Below are 22,441 nucleotides of genomic sequence, written 5' to 3'. Positions count from 1 at the left end.
GGGTTATCGAGGTGATCGAGGGTGTTGAAGAAAGTCCTGTTTCAGGTGCATTGGTTCTTCGGAATCACCGCTGGTCTGGTGTTGGCCTTGATGGGCATCACTGGCGCGCTGTATTCGTTCGAGGACGAAATTGTTGATGCGCTCAACCCCGAGACGCTGTTCGTTCAGCCGCAGGGCAATCACCTTTCGCTCGCTGAAATGGTCGCCAGGGTCGAGGCTCAGGCCCACGATAAAGTGTCCATGTTCCGCATCGAACCTGACAGTAACCGGATCGCCCAGGTCTGGTTTCAGCCTGCGCCGGGCCAGCGTCGTGGCGAGATGCATAACTTCAACCCTTACACCGGCGAGTTCACCGAAGACGCGGTGGGGCAGGACTTCTTTGGCTTCATTCTGAACCTGCACCGCTTTCTGGCGGCGGGTGAATACGGCAAGCAAGTGACGGCAGCCTGTACCCTGATTCTGGTGTTTTTCTGCCTGTCCGGTCTGTACCTGCGCTGGCCGCGTCAGGCACTGAACTGGCGCGTTTGGCTGACGCTGGACTGGGCGAAGAAGGGACGCAGTTTCAATTGGGATCTGCATTCGGTGTTTGGCACCTGGTGCCTGATCATTTATCTGTTGCTGGCTGTCACCGGGTTGATGTGGTCTTACGACTGGTTCAGCAACGGTGTGACCAAACTGATTGGCGATCCGCCCGTCGCCGGCGAACAGCGTCGGGGTGGTGGCGGTCCGCGTCCGGCTCCTGGCCCGCGGGACGCTGCACCCGTTCAAAGCGCAGCGGCGGATTACGCGGCGATCGCAGACACGGTCCAGAAAACCGCTGGCCCCGATCTCAAGGCCTACAACCTGCGCATGCCGCAGGGGCCGGGACAAATGGCGACCGTTTTTTATGTGCTCAAGGACGCGCCGCATCCACGTGCGCTGAACCAGATCACCCTCGATCCGGCCAACGGACAGCTCAAGGCCGTTTCTCGCTATGCGGATAAAAGCTATGGCGCGCAGCTGTTGGTCAGTAACTACTCGCTGCACACCGGCAGCTATTGGGGGCTCCCTGGCCGCATCGTGATCACGGTCGCGGCGCTGCTGATGCCGCTGTTTTTCATCACCGGCTGGTTGCTGTACCTGGATCGCCGTCGCAAGAAGCGTGAAGTCCGCGCTGCGCGTGGCGAAGTGTCAGCAAGCCCGAGTGGCTATGGCACTCAGGGGCCGGCGTGGCTCATCGGCTTCGCCAGCCAGAGCGGGTTTGCCGAGCAACTGGCCTGGCAGACCGCCGGGCAACTGCAATCGGCCGGACTGCCGGTGCGTGTGCAGCGCCTGTCAGACATGACCGAGCAGGATCTGAACCAGAGCCGCAATGCGCTGTTTGTCGTCAGTACCTTCGGTGACGGCGAAGCACCGGACAGCGCCCGTGGTTTCGAGCGCAAGCTGCTGGGGCGGCCGCTGTCCCTGGAAAACCTCAACTACGCCGTACTGGGACTGGGTGACCGGCAGTATCAGCATTTCTGCGGTTTCGCCCAGCGTCTGCATGTCTGGCTCGGCGAGCGTGGCGGCAGCACCTTGTTTGCGCCCGTGGAGGTGGACAGCGGCGACAGCACGGCGCTGCAACACTGGCAGCAACAGCTCGGTGAACTCACAGGTTCCAAGCCTGCGGCGGCGTGGAAAGCACCGGATTACGAGCACTGGACGCTGAGCCAGCGCGACCTGTTGAACCCGGACAGTGTGGGGTCGAAGGTGTTTATGCTGGGCCTGACGTCGGGCACCGGGACGGGCTGGGAAGCCGGGGATCTGGTCGAGGTCCTGCCTCGCAATGCGCAGTCCGCGGTCGAGCAGTTCCTCGCGGGGCTGGGCATCGCGGCCGACACGCAGGTCAACGTCGACGGTCTGAACGAAACCCTCGGCCAGGCCTTGAGCACTCGCCAGTTGCCTGCCAATCGCAGCCACCTGGTCGGTCTGCACGCGCAAGCGCTGGTCGATGCGTTGGTCCCGCTGGCGATGCGGGAGTATTCGATTGCGTCGATCCCTCAGGATGGCGCATTGCAGTTGATTGTGCGTCAGGAGCTGCATCCGGATGGCGGTCTTGGCTTGTGTTCCGGGTGGTTGACCGAGCACGCTGCAGTGGGCGCTTCGATCAGCCTGCGGGTTCGTCGCAACAGCAGTTTCCACCTGCCGAGCGACCCGGCACCGATGATCCTCATCGGTAACGGTACAGGGTTGGCGGGATTGCGCAGTTTGCTCAAAGCACGCATCGCGCAGGGCGAACAGCGGAACTGGCTGCTGTTCGGCGAGCGTAACGCCGCACACGATTTCCATTGCGCCGATGAGTTGAACGGCTGGCTGGCGCGTGGTGATCTGGCGCGGATGGACCTGGCGTTCTCCCGTGATCAGGCTGAGAAGATTTACGTGCAGGATCGCCTGCGTGAGGCGGCTGATGAATTGCATCGTTGGCTGGCGGACGGCGCGGTCATCTATATCTGCGGCAGTCTGGACGGGATGGCGGCGGGTGTGGATGAAACATTGAAAGCCTTGATCGGTGAAGAGGGCGTCCAAGCGCTGGTTGAGCAGGGGCGGTATCGGCGGGATGTTTACTGACTCGGGCCGGGCGGTATCGCTGTTGCTGTGGGAGCAGTCAGAGGTTACGACGGCCGCGAATGCGGTGGGTCAGAGCCTTCGTTGGTGCGTGGCACAACGCATTCGCTGCCGTCGTAACCTCCGACGTCTCCCACACGTCCTTCATCAACCTGCAGCCGTGCGGCTAGTCGCGTTTTGTGGTGTCTGGACTTTCTCGGTATGAAGATCAAAAGCAGAACCCAACGCAGCTTGCTGCTCTGCTTTTGACTCTGCCGAAGGCGTAGGAGCGCGGCTTGTCCCGCGATGTGCCGGGAACCGGCAGCAAACCCTGTGCGTGCGGAGTGTCAGGTCTCATGGCGTCGCCTGATTTTGCTACCGCTGCGCGGCAGATCGCGGGACAAGCCACGCTCCTACAGAGAAAGCGTCAAACTGATAGCCCTGCTCCTGCTCCTGCTCCTGCTCCTGCTCCTGCTCCTGCTCCTGCTCCTGCTCCTGCTCCTGCTCCTGCTCTTGCTCCTGCCGTTGATTTTGCTCTTCTACATCAATGGCCAAGACACCACCAAACGCGACTTGGGTGCAGGCCAAACGCAGACGACGCGGAGTGGGTCGAGCGGCATGGATGCCGCGAGAGCGCCGTCAGGGCATGGATGCCCGTTCGGCGCGGGCCCACGGAGTGTCGTCGGAGTGCGGGAATCCGACGAAGTCGGACCAAACCAGGAGCAGGGCCTTTTTGGTTACTTTTTCGGCTCTTGGAAAAAGTGACCCGCTGTAAGAGCGGAACCGTAATCAGCCTTGACCGCAGAAACGGATATACACACAACCCCAAACCCCAAACCCCAGCCATAAAAAAAGACCGCTACGCTCACACGCAACGGCCTTTCTTCACTCAGTAATCAGCAGCACATCACGCCACAAACTGCTCCGCGTAATGACACGCCACCTGACGGTTATCCACCGTCCGCAGTTCGGGAACCTCCGCACTGCAGCGCTCTGTCGCATACGGGCAGCGCTTGTGGAACGCGCAACCCGATGGCGGGTTCAGCGGGTTAGGCAACTCACCCACGATCTTGATCTTCGGCTTCGAAGGATCCGGATGAATCGTCGGCGTGGCCGACAGCAATGCCTGGGTGTACGGGTGCAGAGGGCGGTTATAAATCTCCTCCTTCGGACCCATCTCGGCCGGGCGGCCCAGGTACATCACCAGCACCGTGTCCGCGACATGACGCACCACCGCCAGGTTGTGCGAGATGAACACATAACCGGTGTTGAACTCCTGCTGCAGGTCCATGAACAGGTTCAACACCTGCGCCTGGATCGACACGTCCAGCGCCGAAGTCGGTTCGTCCGCCACCAGCACTTTGGGTTGCAGCATCATGGCGCGGGCCAGCGCGATCCGCTGACGCTGACCACCGGAGAACATGTGCGGGTAGCGCTGATAGTGCTCAGGACGCAGGCCGACCTGCTTCATCATGGCCTGCACTTTCTCGCGACGTTCGGCGGCCGACAGGCTGGTGTTGATCAGCAGCGGTTCGCCCAGTTGATCACCGATCTTCTGGCGAGGGTTCAGCGACGCATACGGGCTCTGGAACACCATCTGCACGTCTTTGCGCAGCTGCTTGCGTTGCGCCTTGGTCGCGCCGGCCACTTCCTGGCCGGCGATTTTCAGGGAGCCCGACGACGGCTCCTCGATCAGGGTCAAAGCGCGGGCGAGGGTGGATTTGCCGCAGCCGGATTCACCGACGACCGCCAGGGTCTTGCCGGCTTCCAGTTCGAACGACACACCGTTGAGTGCGCGCACAGTGGCGTGGGGTTTGAACAAACCACGGGATACATCGTAGTGACGGGTGAGGTCACGGGCGGTCAGTACGATTTCGCTCATTACGCCACCTCCTGATTCAGCGGATAGAAGCAGCGCACGATGCTGTGGGCTTTAGGGTCCAGAGCAGGGCGCTCCTGGCGGCATTTTTCTTGAACGTAAGGGCAGCGCGGCGACAGCAGGCAGCCGCTCGGACGGTCGTAACGACCGGGAACAATGCCCGGCAGCGTCGACAGTCGCTCAGCGCCCATGCTGTGCTCGGGAATCGCCGCCAGCAGGGCTTCGCTGTACGGGTGCGCAGGCACGTCGAACAGGCCGGGGACCTGACCGACTTCCACTGCCTGACCGGCGTACATCACGCAGACACGCTGAGCGGTTTCGGCCACGACCGCGAGGTCGTGGGTAATGAGCACCAGCGCCATGTCCTGCTCTTTCTGCAGGGCCAGCAGCAGGTCCATGATCTGGGCCTGAATGGTCACGTCGAGTGCGGTGGTGGGTTCGTCGGCAATCAGCAGCTTTGGCTCGCCGGCAATCGCCATGGCGATCGCGACACGCTGGCTCATGCCGCCCGACAGTTGGTGCGGATAGGCGTCCAGACGCTGTGCGGCGCCCGGGATTTCAACCTTCTGCAGCAGTTCCAGCGCGCGCTGGTGGGCGGCTTTGCCCGACAGGCCGAGGTGCTGCTTGAGGACTTCCTTGATCTGGAAGCCTACGGTGTAGCTTGGGTTCAACGCGGTCATCGGGTCCTGGAAGACCATCGACAAGTCCTTGCCGACGATCTGGCGACGCTGACGCGAGTTGAGCTTGAGCATGTCCTTGCCGTCGAAGATCAACGAATCAGCGGTGACGATGCCGGGGTGATCGATCAGGCCCATCAGCGCCATCATGGTCACGGATTTACCGGAGCCCGATTCACCGACGATTGCCAGGACTTCGCCTTTGTCCACGGCCAGGTCCAGGCCATCGACGACCGGCGTGGCGGTGGCGTCGCCGAAGCGGACGTTCAGGTTTTTGATTTCTAAAAGTGGCATTCGGACGTCCTCAGGCGGCGTTCTTGAGTTTCGGGTCGAGCGCATCGCGCAGACCGTCGCCCATCAGGTTGATTGCCAGCACGCTGAGCAAAATGGTCAGACCGGGCAGGCTCACCACCCACCAGGCGCGTTCGATGTAGTCGCGGGCCGAAGCGAGCATGGTGCCCCACTCAGGCGTTGGCGGTTGTACACCCAGACCGAGGAAGCCCAACGCCGCAGCGTCGAGGATCGCCGAGGAGAAACTCAAGGTCGCTTGAACGATCAGCGGTGCCATGCAGTTTGGCAGCACGGTGATGAACATCAGGCGCGGCAGGGTGGCGCCGGCCAGACGGGCAGCGGTCACGTAGTCGCGGTTCAGTTCGCCCATGACAGCCGCACGGGTCAGGCGCACATAAGATGGCAAGGACACGATCGCGATGGCGATCACGGTGTTGATCAGGCCAGGGCCGAGGATCGCGACAATGGCAACAGCCAGCAGCAGCGAAGGCAGGGCGAGCATGATGTCCATCAGACGCATGATGGTCGGGCCGAGGATTTTCGGGAAGAAACCGGCCAGCAGACCCATCAGGATCCCCGGAATCAACGACATCACCACCGACGACAGGCCGATCAGCAGCGACAGGCGCGAACCCTGGATCAGACGCGACAGCAGATCGCGGCCCAGTTCATCGGTGCCCAGCACGAACTGCCATTGGCCGCCTTCGAGCCAGACCGGTGGGGTCAGCAGGAAGTCGCGGTATTGTTCGCTCGGGTCATGCGGCGCGACCCACGGGGCGAAGATGGCGCAGAAAACGATCAGCAGCATGAATGCCAGACCGGCCACTGCGCCCTTGTTCTTGGCGAAATGCTGCCAGAACTCTTTGTATACGGACGGGTAGAGCAGGCTTTGATCGACTGCTACTACGGGAGTAGGTGTGCTCATAAAAAGTGATCTCAGCGCTGGTGACGAATGCGTGGGTTGGCAAAGCCGTAGAGGATGTCCACCACGAAGTTGACCAGAATCACCAGGCAGGCGATTAACAGGATGCCGTTCTGCACGACAGGGTAGTCACGTGCGCCAATGGCCTCGATGAGCCATTTGCCGATACCCGGCCAGGAGAAGATCGTTTCGGTCAGGACCGCACCGGCGAGCAGGGTGCCCACTTGCAGGCCGAAGACTGTCAGTACCGGGATCAGTGCGTTGCGCAGTCCGTGAACGAATACCACGCGAGCCGGCGACAGGCCCTTGGCGCGAGCGGTACGCACGTAGTCTTCACGCAGGACTTCGAGCATCGAGGAGCGGGTCATCCGGGCGATTACCGCCAGCGGGATGGTGCCCAGCACGATGGCCGGCAGAATCAGGTGATGCAGCGCATCGAGGAAAGAGCCCTCTTCATCGCTGAGCAAGGTGTCGATCAGCATGAAGCCGGTCTTGGGCGGAATGTCGTACAACAAGTCGATACGACCCGATACCGGGGTCCAGCCCAGCGATACCGAGAAGAACATGATCAGGATCAGGCCCCACCAGAAGATCGGCATCGAGTATCCCGCAAGCGAAATACCCATGACCCCATGGTCGAAGAGGGACCCTCGTTTTAACGCTGCGATCACGCCGGCGAGAAGCCCGAGGATGCCCGCGAATATCAACGCCGCAATCGACAGTTCCAGGGTTGCCGGGAACAGCGAGGTGAATTCGGACCACACGCTCGTGCGCGTACGCAGCGATTCGCCGAGGTCGCCATGGGCGAGCTTGCCGACGTAGTCGATGTATTGCGCATAAAGGGGTTTGTTCAGGCCAAGACGTTCCATGGCTTGGGCGTGCATTTCCGGATCGACCCGGCGTTCACCCATCATGACTTCGACCGGGTCGCCCGGAATCAGGCGAATCAATGCGAAGGTCAGCAAGGTGATGCCGAAGAAGGTGGGTATTAGCAACCCCACTCGGCGAGCGATAAAACTAAACATCTTCTCGTGTACCTCATCTGCCGGTTAGGCGTGTACCGGCGGGGCCCGTTGTTGCAGGCCCGCCGGCTTCTTCTTCTACTTCACTTGGGTGGTAGCGAAGTTATTAGTGGTGAGCGGGCTAATGTAATAGCCCTCTACGTTCTTGCGCATTGCAGTGAACATCTTGGTGTGCGCCATGCTGATCCATGGCAGATCCTGATTGAAGATCGCCTGTGCCTGCTCATAGAGCGCAGCACGTTCGGCCGGGTCGGTCTTTTCCCGAGCCTGATCGATCAACGTCTGGAACTTCTGATTGCACCAGCGCGCGTAGTTTTCGCCGTTTTTGGCGGCCTCGCAACTCAGGTTCGGGGTCAGGAAGTTATCAGGGTCGCCATTGTCGCCTGCCCAGCCAGCGGACACCATGTCGTGTTCGCCGTTTTTCGCCCGTTTGAGCATTTCGCCCCATTCCATGACGCGAATATCTAACTTAATGCCGACTTTTGCCAAATCGGCCTGCATCATTTGTGCCCCCATCGTGGGGTTCGGGTTGGTCGCGCCGCCGCCATTACGGGTGAACAGGGTCAGCACGGTGCCTTCCGGTACGCCAGCTTCCTTGAGCAAAGCGCGTGCCTTGTCCAGGTCGTGGGCAGGATTTTTCAGCTCATTGTTGTAGCCCAGCAGGGTCGGCGGGTACGGGTTGACCGCAACGCTCGCATTGCCCGGGCCGAACAGTGCGTTGACGTAGGCTTGCTTGTCGAACGCGATATCGATCGCTTTACGCACTCGTACATCGCTCATGTATTTGTGCGTGGTGTTCATCGCGATATAGGCGGTGGTCATCGCCTGCAGTTCGTCGATCTTCAGGGCTGGGTCTTTCTTGATGTTCGGGATGTCATCGGGCTTGGGATACAGCGCGATCTGACATTCGTTGGCCTTGAGCTTCTGCAGGCGTACGTTGCTGTCGGTGGCGATTGCCAGAATCAGTGCGTCCGCTGGCGGCTTGCCACGGAAATAATCCGGGTTGGCCTTGAAGCGTACCTGAGCATCCTTGGCGTAGCGCTGGAAGATGAAAGGCCCGGTGCCGACCGGGTGGCTGTTCAACTCATCGGTCTTGTTGGCCTTGAGCAACTGGTCGGCGTATTCGGCCGAGTAGATCGAGGCAAAGGCCATCGCGACGTCAGCCAGGAACGGGGCTTCGCGACGGGTCAGGGTGAATTTGACGGTGTTGTCGTCGACTTTCTCGACGCTTTTCAGCAGCTCCTTGAAGCCCATGCTCTCAAAGTACGGGTAACCGACCGTTGATTGCTTGTGCCATGGGTGGTTCGGGTCGAGCTGACGCTGGAAGCTCCAGACCACGTCGTCGGCGTTCATGTCGCGCGTTGGTTTGAAGTATTCGGTGGTGTGGAACTTGACGCCTTTACGCAGGTGGAACGTGTAATTGAGGCCGTCTTCACTGATGTCCCAGGACTCTGCCAGAGCCGGCTGGATGTCAGTGGTGCCGGGCTTGAAATCCACCAGACGGTTGAAAATGGTTTCCGCCGCCGCATCGGCCGTGACGGCGGTGGTGTACAGCGCCGTGTCGAACCCTTCCGGGCTGGCTTCGGTGCAGACCACCAGAGGTTTGGCCGAAACGCCGACCGCGACGCTGAACAGCGCCAGTGCGACCGCGTTGCGCAATGTTGCGAGTTTGAATGTCGATTTCAAGAAAACGCCCTCCGCAAGTGATGAAGCCATTCATGAGTGGGTGTTTCGGGCCATTAAGTTCTGCGCGAACCCAGGGCCCGAACACTCACCGGTTTCTGTGATTACAGGATGTTGAACGGGATGGTGGTGACCAGACGGAACTCGTTGATATTGCCGTCAGCCTGTTCGGCGCTCGCGCGGTGCGTGGTGTAGGTCGCACGAACGGTCGAGGCCTTCAGCGGGCCGGACTGCAGGGTGTACGAGGAGCCGATGCCGTATTCGTAATGGGTTTCGCCGTCCATTCTGGATACGTCGTAAGCGGTGCCTTTGTAGTGCGTACCGTCGATGTCGAAGCCGCGAGCCTGATAGATGTTGAATTTCAGGCCGGGTACGCCGTAGTCAGCCATGTTCAGCAGGTAGCTCAGCTGTACGGACTTCTCGTTCGGGCCGTTGAAGTCAGAGAGCAGGGAGTTGGCCAGGAAGATGCCGTTGGTTTCGTGCAGGTAGTCGAAGTAGGTATCGCCTTCAACTTCCTGATACGCGATGCTGAAGCTGTGCGCCTTGTGGGTAGCGGTCAACGACAGGGAGTAAGTGTCGTTGTCGATTGGGCCCATCTTCTTCTGACCGGAATCTTTGGTCTTGTAGTAGTTCAGGTTGGTGCTCAGACCCAGTACGTCGGTGTCGCCCATTTCATGGGTGAACGCGAAGTAGTATTGGTGCCAGAAGTCTTCGACGTTGGAGGCATACAAGCTGGTGGTCAGGCTCTTGAACGGCTTGTAGTCGATGCCAGCGATATCAACACGATCCGCTGTGGCGGTGTTGTTGGTGTACTCGGAGCGGAACTTGCTCAGGCTCTGCTCGGTACGCGGCGATGCGCGGTCGAAGCTGCCGGCGGTGATCGACAGGTTGTTGAATTCTTCGCTGAGGATGCTCACACCTTCGAAGCTCGAAGGCAGCGCACGGTTGCCGATGTAAGCCAGAACGGGCGTGTTCATCGACTGACGGCCAGCGGTCAGCGTGGTGTTGGAGATACGTGCCTTGATGTTGCCCAGGCCCAGCTTGCTCCACTGGCCGACCGCGTCACCGTTGTTCTTGGTGAGCGTGCGGTTGGCGCCGCCCATCGTGTCGTCCTTGTCACGGTCCAGCGCGACGGCGTTATAAACCGCCAGCTCAGTGGCGAAGCCCACAGTGCCCTGAGTGAAGCCCGAGCTGTAGTCGACGATGGTGCCTTGCACCCAGTTGATACGGCGTGGGTCGCGATCAACCACGACGCCGTTTTCGCTGCGGCTGAAATTGCCACCGCGACGCAGCAGCTCGTTGGCGTACCAGTTCTTGGTCGAACCGGTGATCTTCGAGTCTTCGAGGAAGCCCTTGGCTTCGCTCTGAGCGTTGGTGGTGGCCAGTGTGGTAGGAACGAACTCCTGACTGGTTGGCTCTGCCTGGGCCGCGACGCTTACTGCGAGCAGGGACAAGGCGAATACAGCGGTGCTGGCTTTTTTCACGTTTTGAAGCTCCCGATTACTGCTTTTATAAAGGCCGGCTTTTATGGGTTGGCCGGCTTTGGTGGTGCGGCCTTATGGGCCTTTTTTGCTCCATTCCGCGGATTGCGGATAAAGCGCTGCCAAAGACGAGACTCGCCTCTGGCATGGGTTAACGATTAATCGGCGATGCTCACGCCTGAGAAGTTGTTGCGGTTGAACGGGCTGACCAGAAAGCCTTTCACGTTGGATCGCAGCGGCTGGATCACCGTCGAGTGGGCGATCGGCGTGATCGGAACCTGGCTCTTGAGGTAATGCTGGGCCTGCTGGTACAGGCTGATGCGCTGATCCTTGTCGGCGATGGACACCGCCGATTTGATCAGGGCGTCGTATTTCTCGTCGCACCACATCGAGTAGTTGTTGCCACCAATCGACGCGCAGCTGTAGAGCGTGCCCATCCAGTTGTCCGGGTCACCGTTGTCACCGGTCCAGCCGATCAGCGAGATATCGTGCTCGCCGTTCTTGCTGCGCTTGAGGTACTCGCCCCACTCATAGCTGACGATGGTGGCCTTGATGCCGACCTTGGCCCAGTCGGCCTGAAGCATCTGCGCCATCAGCTTGGCGTTGGGGTTGTAGGGGCGTTGGACGGGCATTGCCCAAAGGGTCAGCTCGGTGCCTTCCTTGACGCCGGCAGCCCGCAACAACTCCCTGGCTTTTTCGGGGTTGTACGGCGCGTCCTTGACGGTGTCATCGAACGACCATTGGGTCGGCGGCATGGCGTTCTGAGCCAGTTGCCCCGCGCCCTGGTACACCGCATCGATGATGGCCTTTTTGTCGACCGCCATGTCCAGCGCTTGTCGCACCTGCAGGTTGTCCAATGGCGCATGACGCACGTTGTAGGCGATGTAGCCGAGGTTGAAGCCGGGCTTCTCGATCACCTTCAAGTGCTTGTCGGCCTTGATCGACTCAATGTCGGCGGGACGAGGGTTGAGGGTGACCTGGCATTCATTCTTCTTGAGTTTCTGAATGCGAACCGAGGCATCGGTATTGATGGCGAAGATCAACTGGTCAATCTTGACCCTGCTCGGGTCCCAGAACTGTTTGTTGGCGACATAGCGAATTTGCGAATCTTTCTGATAACGCTGAAAAACAAAAGGTCCGGTACCAATGGGCGATTGGTTTATATCGCGAACATTGCCTGATGCCATCAGTTTGTCAGCATATTCGGCGGAGAGAATAGACGCGAAGTTCATCGCGATATTCTGAATGAATGCCGCATCCACTTTATTCAGTGAAAACACAACGGTCATGGGACCTGTCTTCTCGACCGACTTTATATTCTTGTCCAGACCCATGCTGGTGAAGTACGGAAACTCGGTCGGGTAGGCAACGCGAAACGGATGATCCTTGTGCAGCATGCGATTGAACGTGAACAGCACATCGTCGGCATTGAAATCCCGTGTCGGCGTGAATGCCTTGTTGCTATGGAACTTCACACCCTCGCGCAGGTGAAACGTGTAGCTCAGGCCATCGGCAGAGATATCCCAGCGCGTCGCCAGGGCAGGCACGACGCTGGTCTGGCCGCGTTCGAACTCGGCCAGTCGGTTGTAGATCGGTTCGGCCGCATCGTTATCGGTGCCCGAGGTGTATTGGCCGATGTCGAAGCCTGCGGGGCTGCCTTCAGAGCAAAACACCAGACTCTTGGTCGCGGCCTGTGTAACCGAAGTGGTGGCTAATAGCCCAGCAGTTAATCCGGCCGTTAATAATGACGAAGCAACAGTGTTCATACGCATGACAATCCTTATCGTCTGGAGCGTGAATAACCAGCAATAGCGGGGGTGAAACTCCCAGGCAATCGTTTGCGCAAATGGAGTTTCAGCGGCTATGGGAAACCCGACCGACCGATAAACAAAAAATATCAGGTGCGGGAACTCGAGAAGGTATGTCCGTCGAGCCGCACAGTAAATAGTTCCGACTGCTTCAGTGTTTGTAGGAAAAATGCATATCGTTAGTAGGCAAATTCTCTGCGCAGCGCATTACTCATCTAACGATATTCAATTTCATTCTGAATTGCGCACATGACTTCACGGTCGCATTACCCGAAGGTAACGCGACCGTGAAGTCATATAGAGGTATTACTTACCGCTGACGCTCACACCGTAGAACGAGTTCAGACCGAATGGGCTGATCTTGAAGTCCTGAACTTCCTTACGCATCGGCTGATAAACAGTCGAGTGCGCAATCGGGGTCATAGGGACTGCGTCCTTGAGCAAGTGCTGAGCCTGTTTGTACAGCTCGGTGCGCTTGGCCTGGTCGGTGGTTTCCTTGGCCTGGTGGATCAAGGTGTCGAAAGGCTTGTCACACCACTTGGCGAAGTTGTTGCCGTTGACCGCGTCGCAACCGAACAGCGTGCCCAGCCAGTTGTCCGGGTCACCGTTGTCGCCGCTCCAGCCAATCAGCATCGCGCCGTTTTCGCCCGCTTTGGCGCGCTTGATGTACTCGCCCCACTCGTAGGAAACGATCTTGGCGTTGATGCCGATCTTCTTCCAGTCGTTCTGGAGCATTTCAGCCATCAGCTTGGCGTTCGGGTTGTACGGACGCTGAACCGGCATCGCCCACAGGGTGATTTCGGTGCCTTCAGCCACGCCTGCCTTTTTCAGCAGCTCTTTGGCCTTGGCGACGTCGTACGGAGCGTCTTTGATGGTGGTGTCATAGGACCATTGGGTCGGCGGCATGGCGTTGACGGCCAGTTGGCCTGCACCCTGATACACCGCGTCGATGATGGCTTTCTTGTCGACAGCCATGTCCAGCGCCTGACGAACTTCCAGCTTGGCCAGCGGGTTCGGCTTGGTCTCGCCCTTGATGGTCGGCATCACGTTGTAAGCGATGTAGCCCAGGTTGAAGCCTGCTTGATCAGGCATCTTCAGCGCCGGGTCGGCCTTCAGCGGAGCGAGGTCCGCAGGACGTGGGTAAGCGGTGATCTGGCATTCGCCTTTCTTCAGCTTCTGTGCGCGGACCGAAGCGTCAGTGGTGATGGCGAAAATCAGGTTGTCGACTTTGACGTCTTCAGGCTTCCAGTAGTCCTTGTTTCCGGTGAAACGGATGTTGGAGTCTTTCTGGTAGCTCTTGAACACGAACGGACCAGTGCCGATCGGCTTCTGGTTGATGTCTTCTGCCTTGCCTTCCTTGAGCAGCTGGGCGGCGTATTCAGCGGACTGAATGGACGCGAAGCTCATCGCCAGGTTCTGAATGAACGCCGCGTCAACGGTGGCCAGGGTCATCTTGACGGTGTGGTCGTCAATCTTCTCGATCTTGGTGATGTTGGTGTCCATCGCCATGTCGGTGAAGTACGGGAATTCGGTCGGGTACGCCTTACGGAACGGATCGTCCTTGTTGATCATGCGGTTGAACGTGAACAGCACGTCATCGGCATTGAAGGTCCGGGTCGGTTTGAAGTACGGCGTGGTGTGGAACTTGACGCCTTCACGCAGGTGGAAGGTGTAGGTCAGGCCGTCCGGGGAAACGTCCCAGCTGGTGGCCAGACCTGGAATAACGGCGGTGCCGCCACGTTCGAACTGGCTCAAGCGGTTGAAAATGGTCTCAGCCGAAGCATCGAAGTCGGTACCGGTGGTGTATTGACCTGGGTCGAAACCAGCGGGGCTGCCTTCGGAGCAGAACACCAGGTTCGATGCTGCTTGAGCGAAGGGAGCGCTGGCGATCAAACCTGCGCCGAGAAGAAACGGAATGACCGCTTTTTTGAGCATGGTGGCCTCAGTTGTTGTCATTTTTTGATTGAGGGATACCGGCCTTTTGAGCCGACCCCGCGGATACTTATGCAGGCGCCATACCCAAAGCAAGATACTGGCGCCAATCGAGTGTCAAAGAGTGGCACGAACGTACACGAATGTCGCAAAACTATAATTTCTGACGCTGTTGAACGTTTGCGTGTCGCATATCGACATCTTTGTTGCACTATTGGGGTGCATCGCAACGTGGCGAATGCACCCGCTTGATCCACAAGTGTTACTTCGCTGTTGTTTTTCTGTGGTGCTATTTCGCCAGGCTCACGCCGTAGAAGGGCGTCAGGCCGAACGGGCTGAGCTTGAAGTCCTGCACCTCCTTGCGCATGGGCTGAAAGACTTTCGAGTTGGCGATCGGGGTAATTGGCACGTCGTTTTTCAGGATGTTCTGCGCCTGCTGATACAGCTTGATCCGCTCGTTGCGATCGCTGGTCAGCTTGGCCTGGGTCACGAGTTTGTCGTAACCGGTGTTGCACCATTTGGCGTAGTTGCTGCCGTTGACTGCCGCACAGCTGTAGAGCACGCCGAGCCAGTTGTCAGGGTCGCCGTTGTCACCTGTCCAACCATAGATCATCACGTCGTGTTCGCCAGCCTTGGCGCGCTTGATGTACTCGCCCCATTCGTAGCTGACAATGTTGGCCTTGATGCCGATCTTGGCCCAGTCGGACTGAATCATCTGCGCCGACATTCGTGCGTTCGGGTTGGAGGCGCGCTGTACGGTCATTGCCCACAGGTTGATTTGCGTGCCGGGTGCGACGCCCGCTTCCTTGAGCAGCTGCCGGGCTTTCTCAGGGTCGTGAGGCGCATCCTTGATGTTGGGGTCATAGCTCCATTGCGCCGGCGGCAAGGCGTTCTGCGCCAGTTGTCCCGCGCCCTGGTAAACCGCCTTGATGATGGCGGGCTTGTCGATGGCCATGTCCAGTGCCTGGCGGACCTTGAGCTGGTCAAGCGGCGGATGGGTTACGTTGTACGCCAGAAAGCCCAGGTTGAAGCCGGCCTGGCTCAGGACCTTCAGGTTAGGGTCCTTCTGCGCTTCTTCAATGTCCTGCGGACGCGGATAGCCGCTGACCTGGCATTCGCCGGTCTTGAGTTTCTGCAAGCGGGTGGCGGCGTCCGTGTTGATCGAAAAGATCAGGTTGTCGAGCTTCACGTCTTCCGGCTTCCAGTAGTCCTTGTTGCCGGCATACCGGATCTGCGCGTCCTTCTGATAGCGCTTGAATACGAACGGTCCCGTGCCGATCGGCTTCTGGTTGATGTCGCCCGCTTTGCCCTCTTTCAGCAGTTGCGCGGCGTATTCGGCCGACTGAATGGACGCGAAACTCATCGCCAGGTTTTGAATGAACGCCGCATCGATGTTGTTCAGGTGAAACCGGACGGTCTGGTCGTCCACTTTTTCGACCTGCTTGATCGTCGTGTTCATGCCCATGTCGGTGAAGTAGGGCGACTCGGAAGGATACGCTTTGCGAAACGGATCATCGGCGTTGAGCAGCCGGTTGAACGTAAAGAGCACGTCGTCGGCGTTGAACTCACGCGTTGGCTTGAAATAGTCGGTGGTGTGGAACTTCACGCCTGGGCGCAGGTGGAAGGTGTAGGTCAGTCCGTCGTCGGACACTTCCCATTTCGTGGCCAGACCTGGCTCGACTTCGGTGCCGCCGCGCTTGAACTGCGTCAACCGGTTGAAGACGGTTTCCGCCGACGCATCGAACTCGGTCCCGCTGGTGTACTGGCTGGGATCGAAGCCGGCGGGGCTGGCTTCGGAGCAATAGACCAAGGTGCTGGCAGCCTGAACGGATGGCACGCAAAGCGCTATCGCAGCGGCCAGCAGCAGTGGCTTGAAGGTTTTCTCCATGTGAACCTCATACAAATGCGGCATTCGCGCCTGAATTCATCGACTGATGATAGACAGCGGAGAATGCCGCACGGTTGTACTGGCTTACAAGGTCATGCGGGCTATCACCTGAGCAGCCCCAGCATCTTCATGATCATGCGTGCAGTGGCGCCTCCGGGCTTGAAGTTCTGCATTTGCCAGATCGGCGAATTGCTGTCCAGCATCTCACCCCGAAGGAAGTCAAGGTAAGCCACGCTGTCCTTTCTCAGCTGTTCTTTCACGTTGTCTGCGGTTTGCGCCAGGCGCTGGCTGATGGTGGCCAGCTCGGTCTTGGACTCGGCTCTGCGGATTTCATGCTGATTGTCCGCGGCCCAGCCTGAGACGATCGGGTCCTGCCAGTCACTGTCCAGCGGATGTCGGAAGTAGTCCGACGCAACCGCGGCCGGATCAACCCCGTGATTGCCATGCCAGTAGTTGTTCATGGCGAAACCTGCGTAGCGCACTGCGGTGCCCGCCAGTAATGCCGAGACGATGTGCAGAGGATGATCGGCATGATCCTTGGCCAACTGCGAATGGGTGGGATCGGTGGAGCCATTGGTATTAGGGTCTTCGCCATAACGGGTTTGCCAGTCATCGACGTGGTTGCCCAGCAGCTTGAACATGTCGTGCTGGATGATGCCAATCGCATTGCCGACGACGGCATTGGCGCCCTTCAGATAGTGCGCACATCGTTGCAGGTATTCGACCATGGGGAGACCGACCCAGGCATCACGTTCTGAGAGGAACGCCTGGTAGATTTCCAGGTAACGCGGGTTTTTATGTTCTTCAAGCAGAATCAACAGAATCTGCTCTCGCTCACTGCGATCTCCCGGCTTGAGGGGTTGATAGGCGACTGTGTCGAGGCCGAACAGGACTTCGCCCAGCGGTTCCGCGAGGCTGGCAATCACATCGGTGGGGCCGAACATGCCGGTCACCAGTGGCAGGCCGGCCCTGCAGTTCGCCGGGGACGTCCAGGGCACCACGTTGCTGTACCCATTCTTGATCAGGCTCAGCTCGACAAAGTTGGAGTGCGCGAAGAAGTCTTCAAGCACATGAAGCGCCGAGCCGAACGCGCGTTTGCCTTCGGGCGTCGGGCCCGCCTTCATCGCCATGTGCAGTTGGGACACCATGAAGCGTTCGGAGCGCTCCAGGTAGCGCTTCATTGAGGTGTCGTAATCCACCTCCAGCAGCGGGTCGCCGGGGAGCACCAACGGCTCGAAGTCGGGGTCGCGCAGCCTGGGATCGGAGGTGTCCGATCCGCTGGATTTCGGGTTGTCGATGTGCTCGGAGGGACGGTAAACCCCCAGCATTTCCGGCGTGACCCTGTAGTGTTGCGGCGCTGCTTTGCGCAAGCGGCCGAAGGGTTTGATCGACAGCACATCGACAATGCGGGTCAGCGCTTCACGCGAGAGTACATCGGGAAAGTTTTTCGGCATGCCGACCGCACGAACCAGCTTCGGGTCCAGCAGCTGTGAATAGTCGCGCAGCCAGTTGCCGAAGTAGATTTGATCACGCTCATCCGGGTTGAACCCTGCGGATTCCAAGGCTTTTTCGATCTGACGGTGCGTCATGTGGTGGTCGTGACCATGACCCGCTTCGAAGGCTTCGCGGTCGGGATTGTCGAGCTTTATCTCCTCATTGGGGCTGCCATGGACGTCCACCGCCGAATCCAGGGCTGTCTGCCAGTCGACGCCTATTGGTTCAGGCCGGGCGTTGTAAAGCAGGTCGGAGTAGAAACCCAGCAGCAGTTCATCGGGCTTGTCGGGATGGAACAGCCAGTCGTCCATGTTTTCCCGATCTTCGGGCTTGAAGATGTCCAGCATGCTCAATGCAAAACGACCCCCTTCTTCGCGTGGTGCGTCGGGCGCCAATGTGGGCAGGCCGTGTTCATCCTTGTCGCATAGGTCGTGGCGCAGGACGTTGTCGATGTGGTGCCCAAACTCGTGCAGCAGGATCACCAGCAGGGAGACGTTCCGGTAAGGGTCGGGTGTCGCAGCAAACATGATGCCTTCCATGATCCCGGAGTTGATGCGAATGATGCGATCACGGTTGTCGTAGTCGGCGATCACCGGGCCACCCTGGACTGGCTCGATATGAGGCGGATGAATGTAGCCCGCCAGTAATGCGTTCCTGAGCGCGGTGTAGGTGTGCTTGGGGATGTCCTGGCCGAACACAGGGCGCATCAGTGCGTCGAATTCGTGCTCATCTTTGAGCTTGGCGACGTTGGTCAGGTAATCCAGCGCGAACGTGCTTTTGAAATACTCGCCCGGTACCGGGGTTTGTGGGCGGTCAAACAATAACTCTTGCATTTGAACTCTTCATCCTTGAAGTAAATAGAGCACACAGACCGACGCCAGGCGTTCAGCACCGACGGCCGCTTGTGTGCATAAGCGTTTTGGGTGAGGTGTTGATTCTATGGATCTGGAAGGCAGGGAAAATCAGCAGACTCGCCGGGCTGTGTAGGCCGAGGATTCACGGCAGTGAGGAGGTGGCGACCGGCAAGGGGAAAACGGGAGCGGAGCGGGGAGGAAACGGCGGCAACCCTTGGCTGCCGCCGTTTTGCGTCAAGGCAGGGTGACTTCGATGACGCCGTCAGCCGTGACACTGACCTGGCTGGTGCCGGCTTCGACCTCAGGCGTTGGCGCAGCGTCTGCGCGTTCGGCCTTCATCATCATGACCGGCGCACGCAGGTAAGGCTGTGGATAACCTGACGTGTTGAGGTTCAGGTTGACCAGTTTGTAGGCACTGCCGCCAAGGGCATCGGTGACCAATTGAGCGCGCGCCTTGAACGCAGTGACCGCGTCCTTGAGCAGCGCGTCTTCGCTGGCTTTGCGCGCCGGGTTGGAAATGGAGAAGTCCATGCCAGCCATTTTCATATCGCTGGCCAGCAGTTCGCCGGTCAGTTTAGACAGTGCGGCGAAATCAGGGCTTTCCAGTCGCAGCTCGGCACGTTCGCGCCAGCCGGTGATCTTCTGACCCTTGTCGTCATAGATCGGGTAGCTGTTACGACTGCCTTGGCGAATGGTCACTTCCTTGACCTTGCGCGCCTCACCCAGCGCCTTGTTCAGCGTCTCTGTGATACCCGCTGCCAGTTTGGCGGGGTCGGCGTTCTGCGATTCGGTGTACACGGTGACCGTCATCAGGTCGCGCTGGACTTCCTGATTGACCTCGGCGCGAACTGAAACCTGGTTGTAATGAACGTCATCGGCCATGACGGGCGCGCTGGCCAGAGCGGCAGCGCCGAGAGCGAAAAGTGTCGCGGTGGGGCGAAGGCTGAACATAGAAACTCCTTGTTTGGCGAACCGTTTGCGGCGTATTGACTGTCGCGCGTCAAACGGATGCCCATGAGACTGTCATCCGGGGATCTTGTTCCGGGCCGGCCCCACAGTTCGATGGCTGCCGCAGGTTCTCGGGCGTATCCAGTACCTGTAGGAGCCGTCCGAGGTTACGAGGGCCGCGAACGCGGTTTGTCATTCAGCATTGCCGTCGACTGACATACCGCAATCGCGGGCAAGCGCGCTCCTACAGTGTCAGCGTAGTCCCCAAGTCTTCGGAACGCCGCGCTCCCTGTACAAGCAGTCCGAGGTTACGAGGGCAGCGAACGCGGTTTGTCAGTCGCAGTTGATGCTGCTGACCCACCGCATTCGCCAGCAAGCCGGCTCCTACGGTCTGGTGCCTGGACACACATTGAGCATCAACGCGAACCCTGTAGGAGACGTCCGAGGTTACGAGGGCAGCGAATGCGGTGTGTCATTCAGCATCAACTGCGGCTGACCCGCCGCATTCGCGAGCAAGCTGGCTCCTACGGTCTGGTGCCTGGACACACATTGAGCATCAACGCGAACCCTGTAGGAGACGTCCGAGGTTACGAGGGCAGCGAACGCGGCGTGTCGGTCGCCGATGATGTACCTGTCCCACCGCATTCGCCACTGTCGTAACCTCCAGCAGCTCCTACAGGTCTTGCGGCGGTCGTGACACCTTGGTCTGCCCGATCTGGGCGTGAGCGAATGCGGCGTGTCGGTCACCGCCGATGTACCTGTCCCACCGCATTCGCCACTGTCGTAACCTCCAGCAGCTCCTACAGGTCTTGCGGCGGTCATCACACCTTGGCCTGCCCGATCTCGGCGGGAGACTCTTAGCTGTGTTGGAGCATGCCACAGAGCTTGGTTGCAATGCAGGACCTGTAGGAAGCCGTCCGAGGTTACGAGGGCCGCGAATGCGGGCTGCCATTCACCACCGTCATCACCGACCCGCCGCGCTCGCCAGCCAGCCGGCTTGTACACAGGGGGTAGCTGCACGCGGAGTTTCGCCCATAACTGTGGCGCTTTGACGCACTTCGAAGGAAAGCGCTGTCGCATTGGTTATACTCGCTCCGATTCGCCTGGAGCGTTCATCAGGAGAGCTCATGCTCGCCCCCGTACAATTGCTTTCTGCCACTCGCCAGAACCTGTGGCGACTGACCTTTATCCGCATTCTGGTGCTGGCAGCCCAAGCCGGTTCGGTCGGGTTCGCCTACCTGTTCGATCTGTTGCACCTGCCGTGGTTGCAACTGGACATCACGCTTGGCTTTTCCGCCATCGTCTGTCTGCTGACGGCGATCCGTCTGCGCACGTCCTGGCCGGTGACCGAGCTTGAATACGCCGTGCAGCTGGCGTTCGACCTGTTTATCCACAGCGCGCTGCTGTATTTCTCCGGTGGCTCGACCAACCCGTTCGTTTCCTATTATCTGGTGCCGTTGACCATCGCAGCCGTGACACTGCCGTGGCGCTACTCGCTGATCCTGTCCGGGATCGCGCTGGCGCTGTACACCTTGATGCTGGCTAATTTCTACCCGGTCGAAGCCTTCGCCATCGCCCGCGAGAAGATGCAGATCTACGGCATGTGGCTGAGCTTCGCATTGGCTGCCGGCGTCATTACCTTCTTCGCCGCACGGATGGCTGAAGAATTACGCCGTCAGGAGCAGATGCGCGCGTTGCGCCGGGAAGAGGGCGCCCGCGATCAGCAACTGTTGGCCGTGGCCACTGAAGCGGCCGGCGCCGCGCATGAGCTGGGTACGCCGCTGGCAACCATGAGCGTGCTGCTCAAAGAGATGCAGCAGGATCACAAGGACCCTGCGTTGCAGGAAGACCTGTCGGTGCTGCAGGATCAGGTCAAGCTGTGCAAGGAAACCCTGCAACAGCTGGTACGCGCGGCCGAGGCCAATCGCCGGTTGGCCGTGCAGGAACAAACCGTCACGCATTGGCTCGATCAGGCGCTCAACCGTTGGCACCTGATGCGCCCGGAAGCCAGCTATCGTTTTCAGCGTCTGGGGCAGGGCGATGTACCCATGATCGCGCCGCCCCCCGATCTGACGCAGGCCCTGCTGAACTTGCTGAATAACGCCGCCGACGCGTGTGCCGAAGGTCTGGAAGTGAACCTGGACTGGAGCGCATTAGAGATCAGCATCACGATTCGCGACCACGGCGCAGGTGTGCCACTGGCCGTGGCCGAGCAGATCGGCAAACCGTTTTTTACCACCAAGGGCAAAGGCTTCGGTCTCGGTCTTTTTTTGAGCAAGGCCAGCGTGACCCGCGCGGGTGGCTCGGTGAAACTCTATCCTCACGAGGAAGGCGGCACGCTCACCGAGCTGCGCCTGCCCCGGAACGCAACAGGAGATGAAGCATGACTGATGAAATCCAGGTCGAAGGTGAAGAACTGCCGCACCTGTTGCTGGTGGACGACGACGCCACCTTTACCCGCGTGATGGCGCGCGCGATGGCCCGCCGTGGCTTCCGCGTCAGCACGGCCAGTTCAGCCGAAGAAGGCCTGACGCTGGCCCAGCAGGACATTCCGGACTACGCCACTGTCGACCTGAAGATGGAAGGCGACTCGGGGCTGGTGCTGTTGCCCAAGCTGCTGGAACTGGACCCGGAAATGCGGGTCCTGATACTGACCGGTTATTCGAGCATCGCCACCGCGGTCGAGGCGATCAAGCGCGGCGCTTGCAATTACCTGTGCAAACCGGCCGACGCCGACGATGTGCTGGCAGCGCTGCTGTCCGAACACGCCGATCTGGACACCCTGGTGCCGGAAAATCCGATGTCGGTGGACCGTCTGCAGTGGGAACACATTCAGCGCGTGCTGACCGAGCACGAGGGCAACATTTCCGCGACAGCACGGGCCCTGGGGATGCATCGCAGAACGCTTCAACGCAAGTTACAGAAGCGACCGGTCCGCCGTTGAGCAAGGACGCCAGGTAAAGATTTCTTCATGGAAGACCGTGTGTGGCGTCTGGCACA

Annotated in this window: 15 protein-coding genes; 3 read left to right on the top strand and 12 right to left on the bottom strand. The window is 59.4% G+C overall.

All coding sequences use genetic code 11. The features are described from left to right. Nucleotides 1-24 precede the first annotated feature (24 nt). Nucleotides 25-2,586 (top strand): sulfite reductase flavoprotein subunit alpha, encoded by a 2,562-nt coding sequence (locus BLS87_RS23215; RefSeq protein ID WP_074756163.1) that lies wholly within the window; start codon nt 25-27, stop codon nt 2,584-2,586. Between the two features lie 351 nt (nt 2,587-2,937). Here BLS87_RS23215 and BLS87_RS34250 read toward each other — a convergent pair whose 3' ends face one another. The 12 genes from BLS87_RS34250 to BLS87_RS23155 all read right to left on the bottom strand — a co-directional run bounded on the left by BLS87_RS34250 (nt 2,938) and on the right by BLS87_RS23155 (nt 19,444). After that, nucleotides 2,938-3,117 (bottom strand): hypothetical protein, encoded by a 180-nt coding sequence (locus BLS87_RS34250; RefSeq protein WP_167362093.1) that lies wholly within the window; start codon nt 3,115-3,117, stop codon nt 2,938-2,940. A 352-nt stretch (nt 3,118-3,469) separates the two neighbouring features. Beyond that, nucleotides 3,470-4,444: a peptide ABC transporter ATP-binding protein gene (locus BLS87_RS23205; RefSeq protein WP_074756066.1), complete on the bottom strand. Its 975-nt coding sequence runs from the start codon at nt 4,442-4,444 to the stop codon at nt 3,470-3,472. Beyond that, entirely contained in the window at nt 4,444-5,412 is a 969-nt protein-coding gene (locus BLS87_RS23200; protein WP_074756064.1) for an ABC transporter ATP-binding protein, read from the bottom strand. The genes BLS87_RS23205 and BLS87_RS23200 overlap by 1 nt, the downstream gene beginning before the upstream one ends. Nucleotides 5,413-5,422: 10 nt before the next feature. Next, on the bottom strand, nt 5,423-6,334 hold the full coding sequence (locus BLS87_RS23195; RefSeq protein WP_074756062.1) for an ABC transporter permease subunit: 912 nt from the start codon (nt 6,332-6,334) through the stop codon (nt 5,423-5,425). An 11-nt stretch (nt 6,335-6,345) separates the two neighbouring features. Then, nucleotides 6,346-7,356, bottom strand: a complete 1,011-nt coding sequence (locus BLS87_RS23190; protein ID WP_074756060.1) for an ABC transporter permease subunit — start codon at nt 7,354-7,356, stop codon at nt 6,346-6,348. A 75-nt stretch (nt 7,357-7,431) separates the two neighbouring features. Further along, nucleotides 7,432-9,039: an ABC transporter substrate-binding protein gene (locus tag BLS87_RS23185; protein WP_244165887.1), complete on the bottom strand. Its 1,608-nt coding sequence runs from the start codon at nt 9,037-9,039 to the stop codon at nt 7,432-7,434. 101 nt (nt 9,040-9,140) lie between these two features. Further along, a complete protein-coding gene (locus BLS87_RS23180; protein ID WP_074756056.1) occupies nt 9,141-10,520 on the bottom strand; it encodes an OprD family porin in 1,380 nt (459 codons plus the stop codon). 155 nt (nt 10,521-10,675) lie between these two features. Beyond that, nucleotides 10,676-12,289: an ABC transporter substrate-binding protein gene (locus BLS87_RS23175; RefSeq protein ID WP_074756054.1), complete on the bottom strand. Its 1,614-nt coding sequence runs from the start codon at nt 12,287-12,289 to the stop codon at nt 10,676-10,678. A gap of 342 nt (nt 12,290-12,631) precedes the next feature. After that, on the bottom strand, nt 12,632-14,260 hold the full coding sequence (locus BLS87_RS23170) for an ABC transporter substrate-binding protein (protein ID WP_074756052.1): 1,629 nt from the start codon (nt 14,258-14,260) through the stop codon (nt 12,632-12,634). A gap of 286 nt (nt 14,261-14,546) precedes the next feature. Further along, nucleotides 14,547-16,145 carry an ABC transporter substrate-binding protein gene (locus BLS87_RS23165; RefSeq protein WP_074756050.1) on the bottom strand — a complete coding sequence of 533 codons (1,599 nt, stop codon included), beginning with the start codon at nt 16,143-16,145 and terminating at the stop codon, nt 14,547-14,549. A 104-nt stretch (nt 16,146-16,249) separates the two neighbouring features. Next, on the bottom strand, nt 16,250-18,472 hold the full coding sequence (locus tag BLS87_RS23160) for an HET-C-related protein (protein ID WP_074756048.1): 2,223 nt from the start codon (nt 18,470-18,472) through the stop codon (nt 16,250-16,252). Between the two features lie 255 nt (nt 18,473-18,727). Then, nucleotides 18,728-19,444: an SIMPL domain-containing protein gene (locus tag BLS87_RS23155; RefSeq protein ID WP_074756046.1), complete on the bottom strand. Its 717-nt coding sequence runs from the start codon at nt 19,442-19,444 to the stop codon at nt 18,728-18,730. Nucleotides 19,445-20,568: 1,124 nt separating this feature from the next. On the opposite strand from BLS87_RS23155, the gene BLS87_RS23145 reads away from it, so the two are divergent. Both BLS87_RS23145 and BLS87_RS23140 read left to right on the top strand, forming a co-directional pair. Beyond that, on the top strand, nt 20,569-21,828 hold the full coding sequence (locus BLS87_RS23145) for an ATP-binding protein (protein WP_074756041.1): 1,260 nt from the start codon (nt 20,569-20,571) through the stop codon (nt 21,826-21,828). Beyond that, a complete protein-coding gene (locus tag BLS87_RS23140) occupies nt 21,825-22,385 on the top strand; it encodes a response regulator transcription factor (RefSeq protein WP_074756039.1) in 561 nt (186 codons plus the stop codon). Before BLS87_RS23145 ends, BLS87_RS23140 begins: the two co-directional genes overlap by 4 nt. The last annotated feature ends 56 nt before the right edge of the window (nt 22,386-22,441 follow it).

Origin of the sequence: Pseudomonas abietaniphila, from assembly GCF_900100795.1 — a bacterium.
Taxonomy (GTDB): Bacteria; Pseudomonadota; Gammaproteobacteria; order Pseudomonadales; family Pseudomonadaceae; genus Aquipseudomonas; species Aquipseudomonas abietaniphila.
The sequence above is the reverse complement of the archived record's forward strand: the minus strand, read 5'-3'. Positions and strand labels throughout refer to the sequence as shown.

Coding starts and splice junctions, on each gene's coding strand:
- BLS87_RS23205 (WP_074756066.1), bottom strand. CDS start 4,444: ATGAGCGAAATCGTACTGACCGCCCGTGACCTCACCCGTCACTACGAT.
- BLS87_RS23200 (WP_074756064.1), bottom strand. CDS start 5,412: ATGCCACTTTTAGAAATCAAAAACCTGAACGTCCGCTTCGGCGACGCC.
- BLS87_RS23195 (WP_074756062.1), bottom strand. CDS start 6,334: ATGAGCACACCTACTCCCGTAGTAGCAGTCGATCAAAGCCTGCTCTAC.
- BLS87_RS23190 (WP_074756060.1), bottom strand. CDS start 7,356: ATGTTTAGTTTTATCGCTCGCCGAGTGGGGTTGCTAATACCCACCTTC.
- BLS87_RS23175 (WP_074756054.1), bottom strand. CDS start 12,289: ATGCGTATGAACACTGTTGCTTCGTCATTATTAACGGCCGGATTAACT.
- BLS87_RS23170 (WP_074756052.1), bottom strand. CDS start 14,260: ATGCTCAAAAAAGCGGTCATTCCGTTTCTTCTCGGCGCAGGTTTGATC.
- BLS87_RS23165 (WP_074756050.1), bottom strand. CDS start 16,145: ATGGAGAAAACCTTCAAGCCACTGCTGCTGGCCGCTGCGATAGCGCTT.
- BLS87_RS23160 (WP_074756048.1), bottom strand. CDS start 18,472: ATGCAAGAGTTATTGTTTGACCGCCCACAAACCCCGGTACCGGGCGAG.
- BLS87_RS23155 (WP_074756046.1), bottom strand. CDS start 19,444: ATGTTCAGCCTTCGCCCCACCGCGACACTTTTCGCTCTCGGCGCTGCC.
- BLS87_RS23145 (WP_074756041.1), top strand. CDS start 20,569: ATGCTCGCCCCCGTACAATTGCTTTCTGCCACTCGCCAGAACCTGTGG.
- BLS87_RS23140 (WP_074756039.1), top strand. CDS start 21,825: ATGACTGATGAAATCCAGGTCGAAGGTGAAGAACTGCCGCACCTGTTG.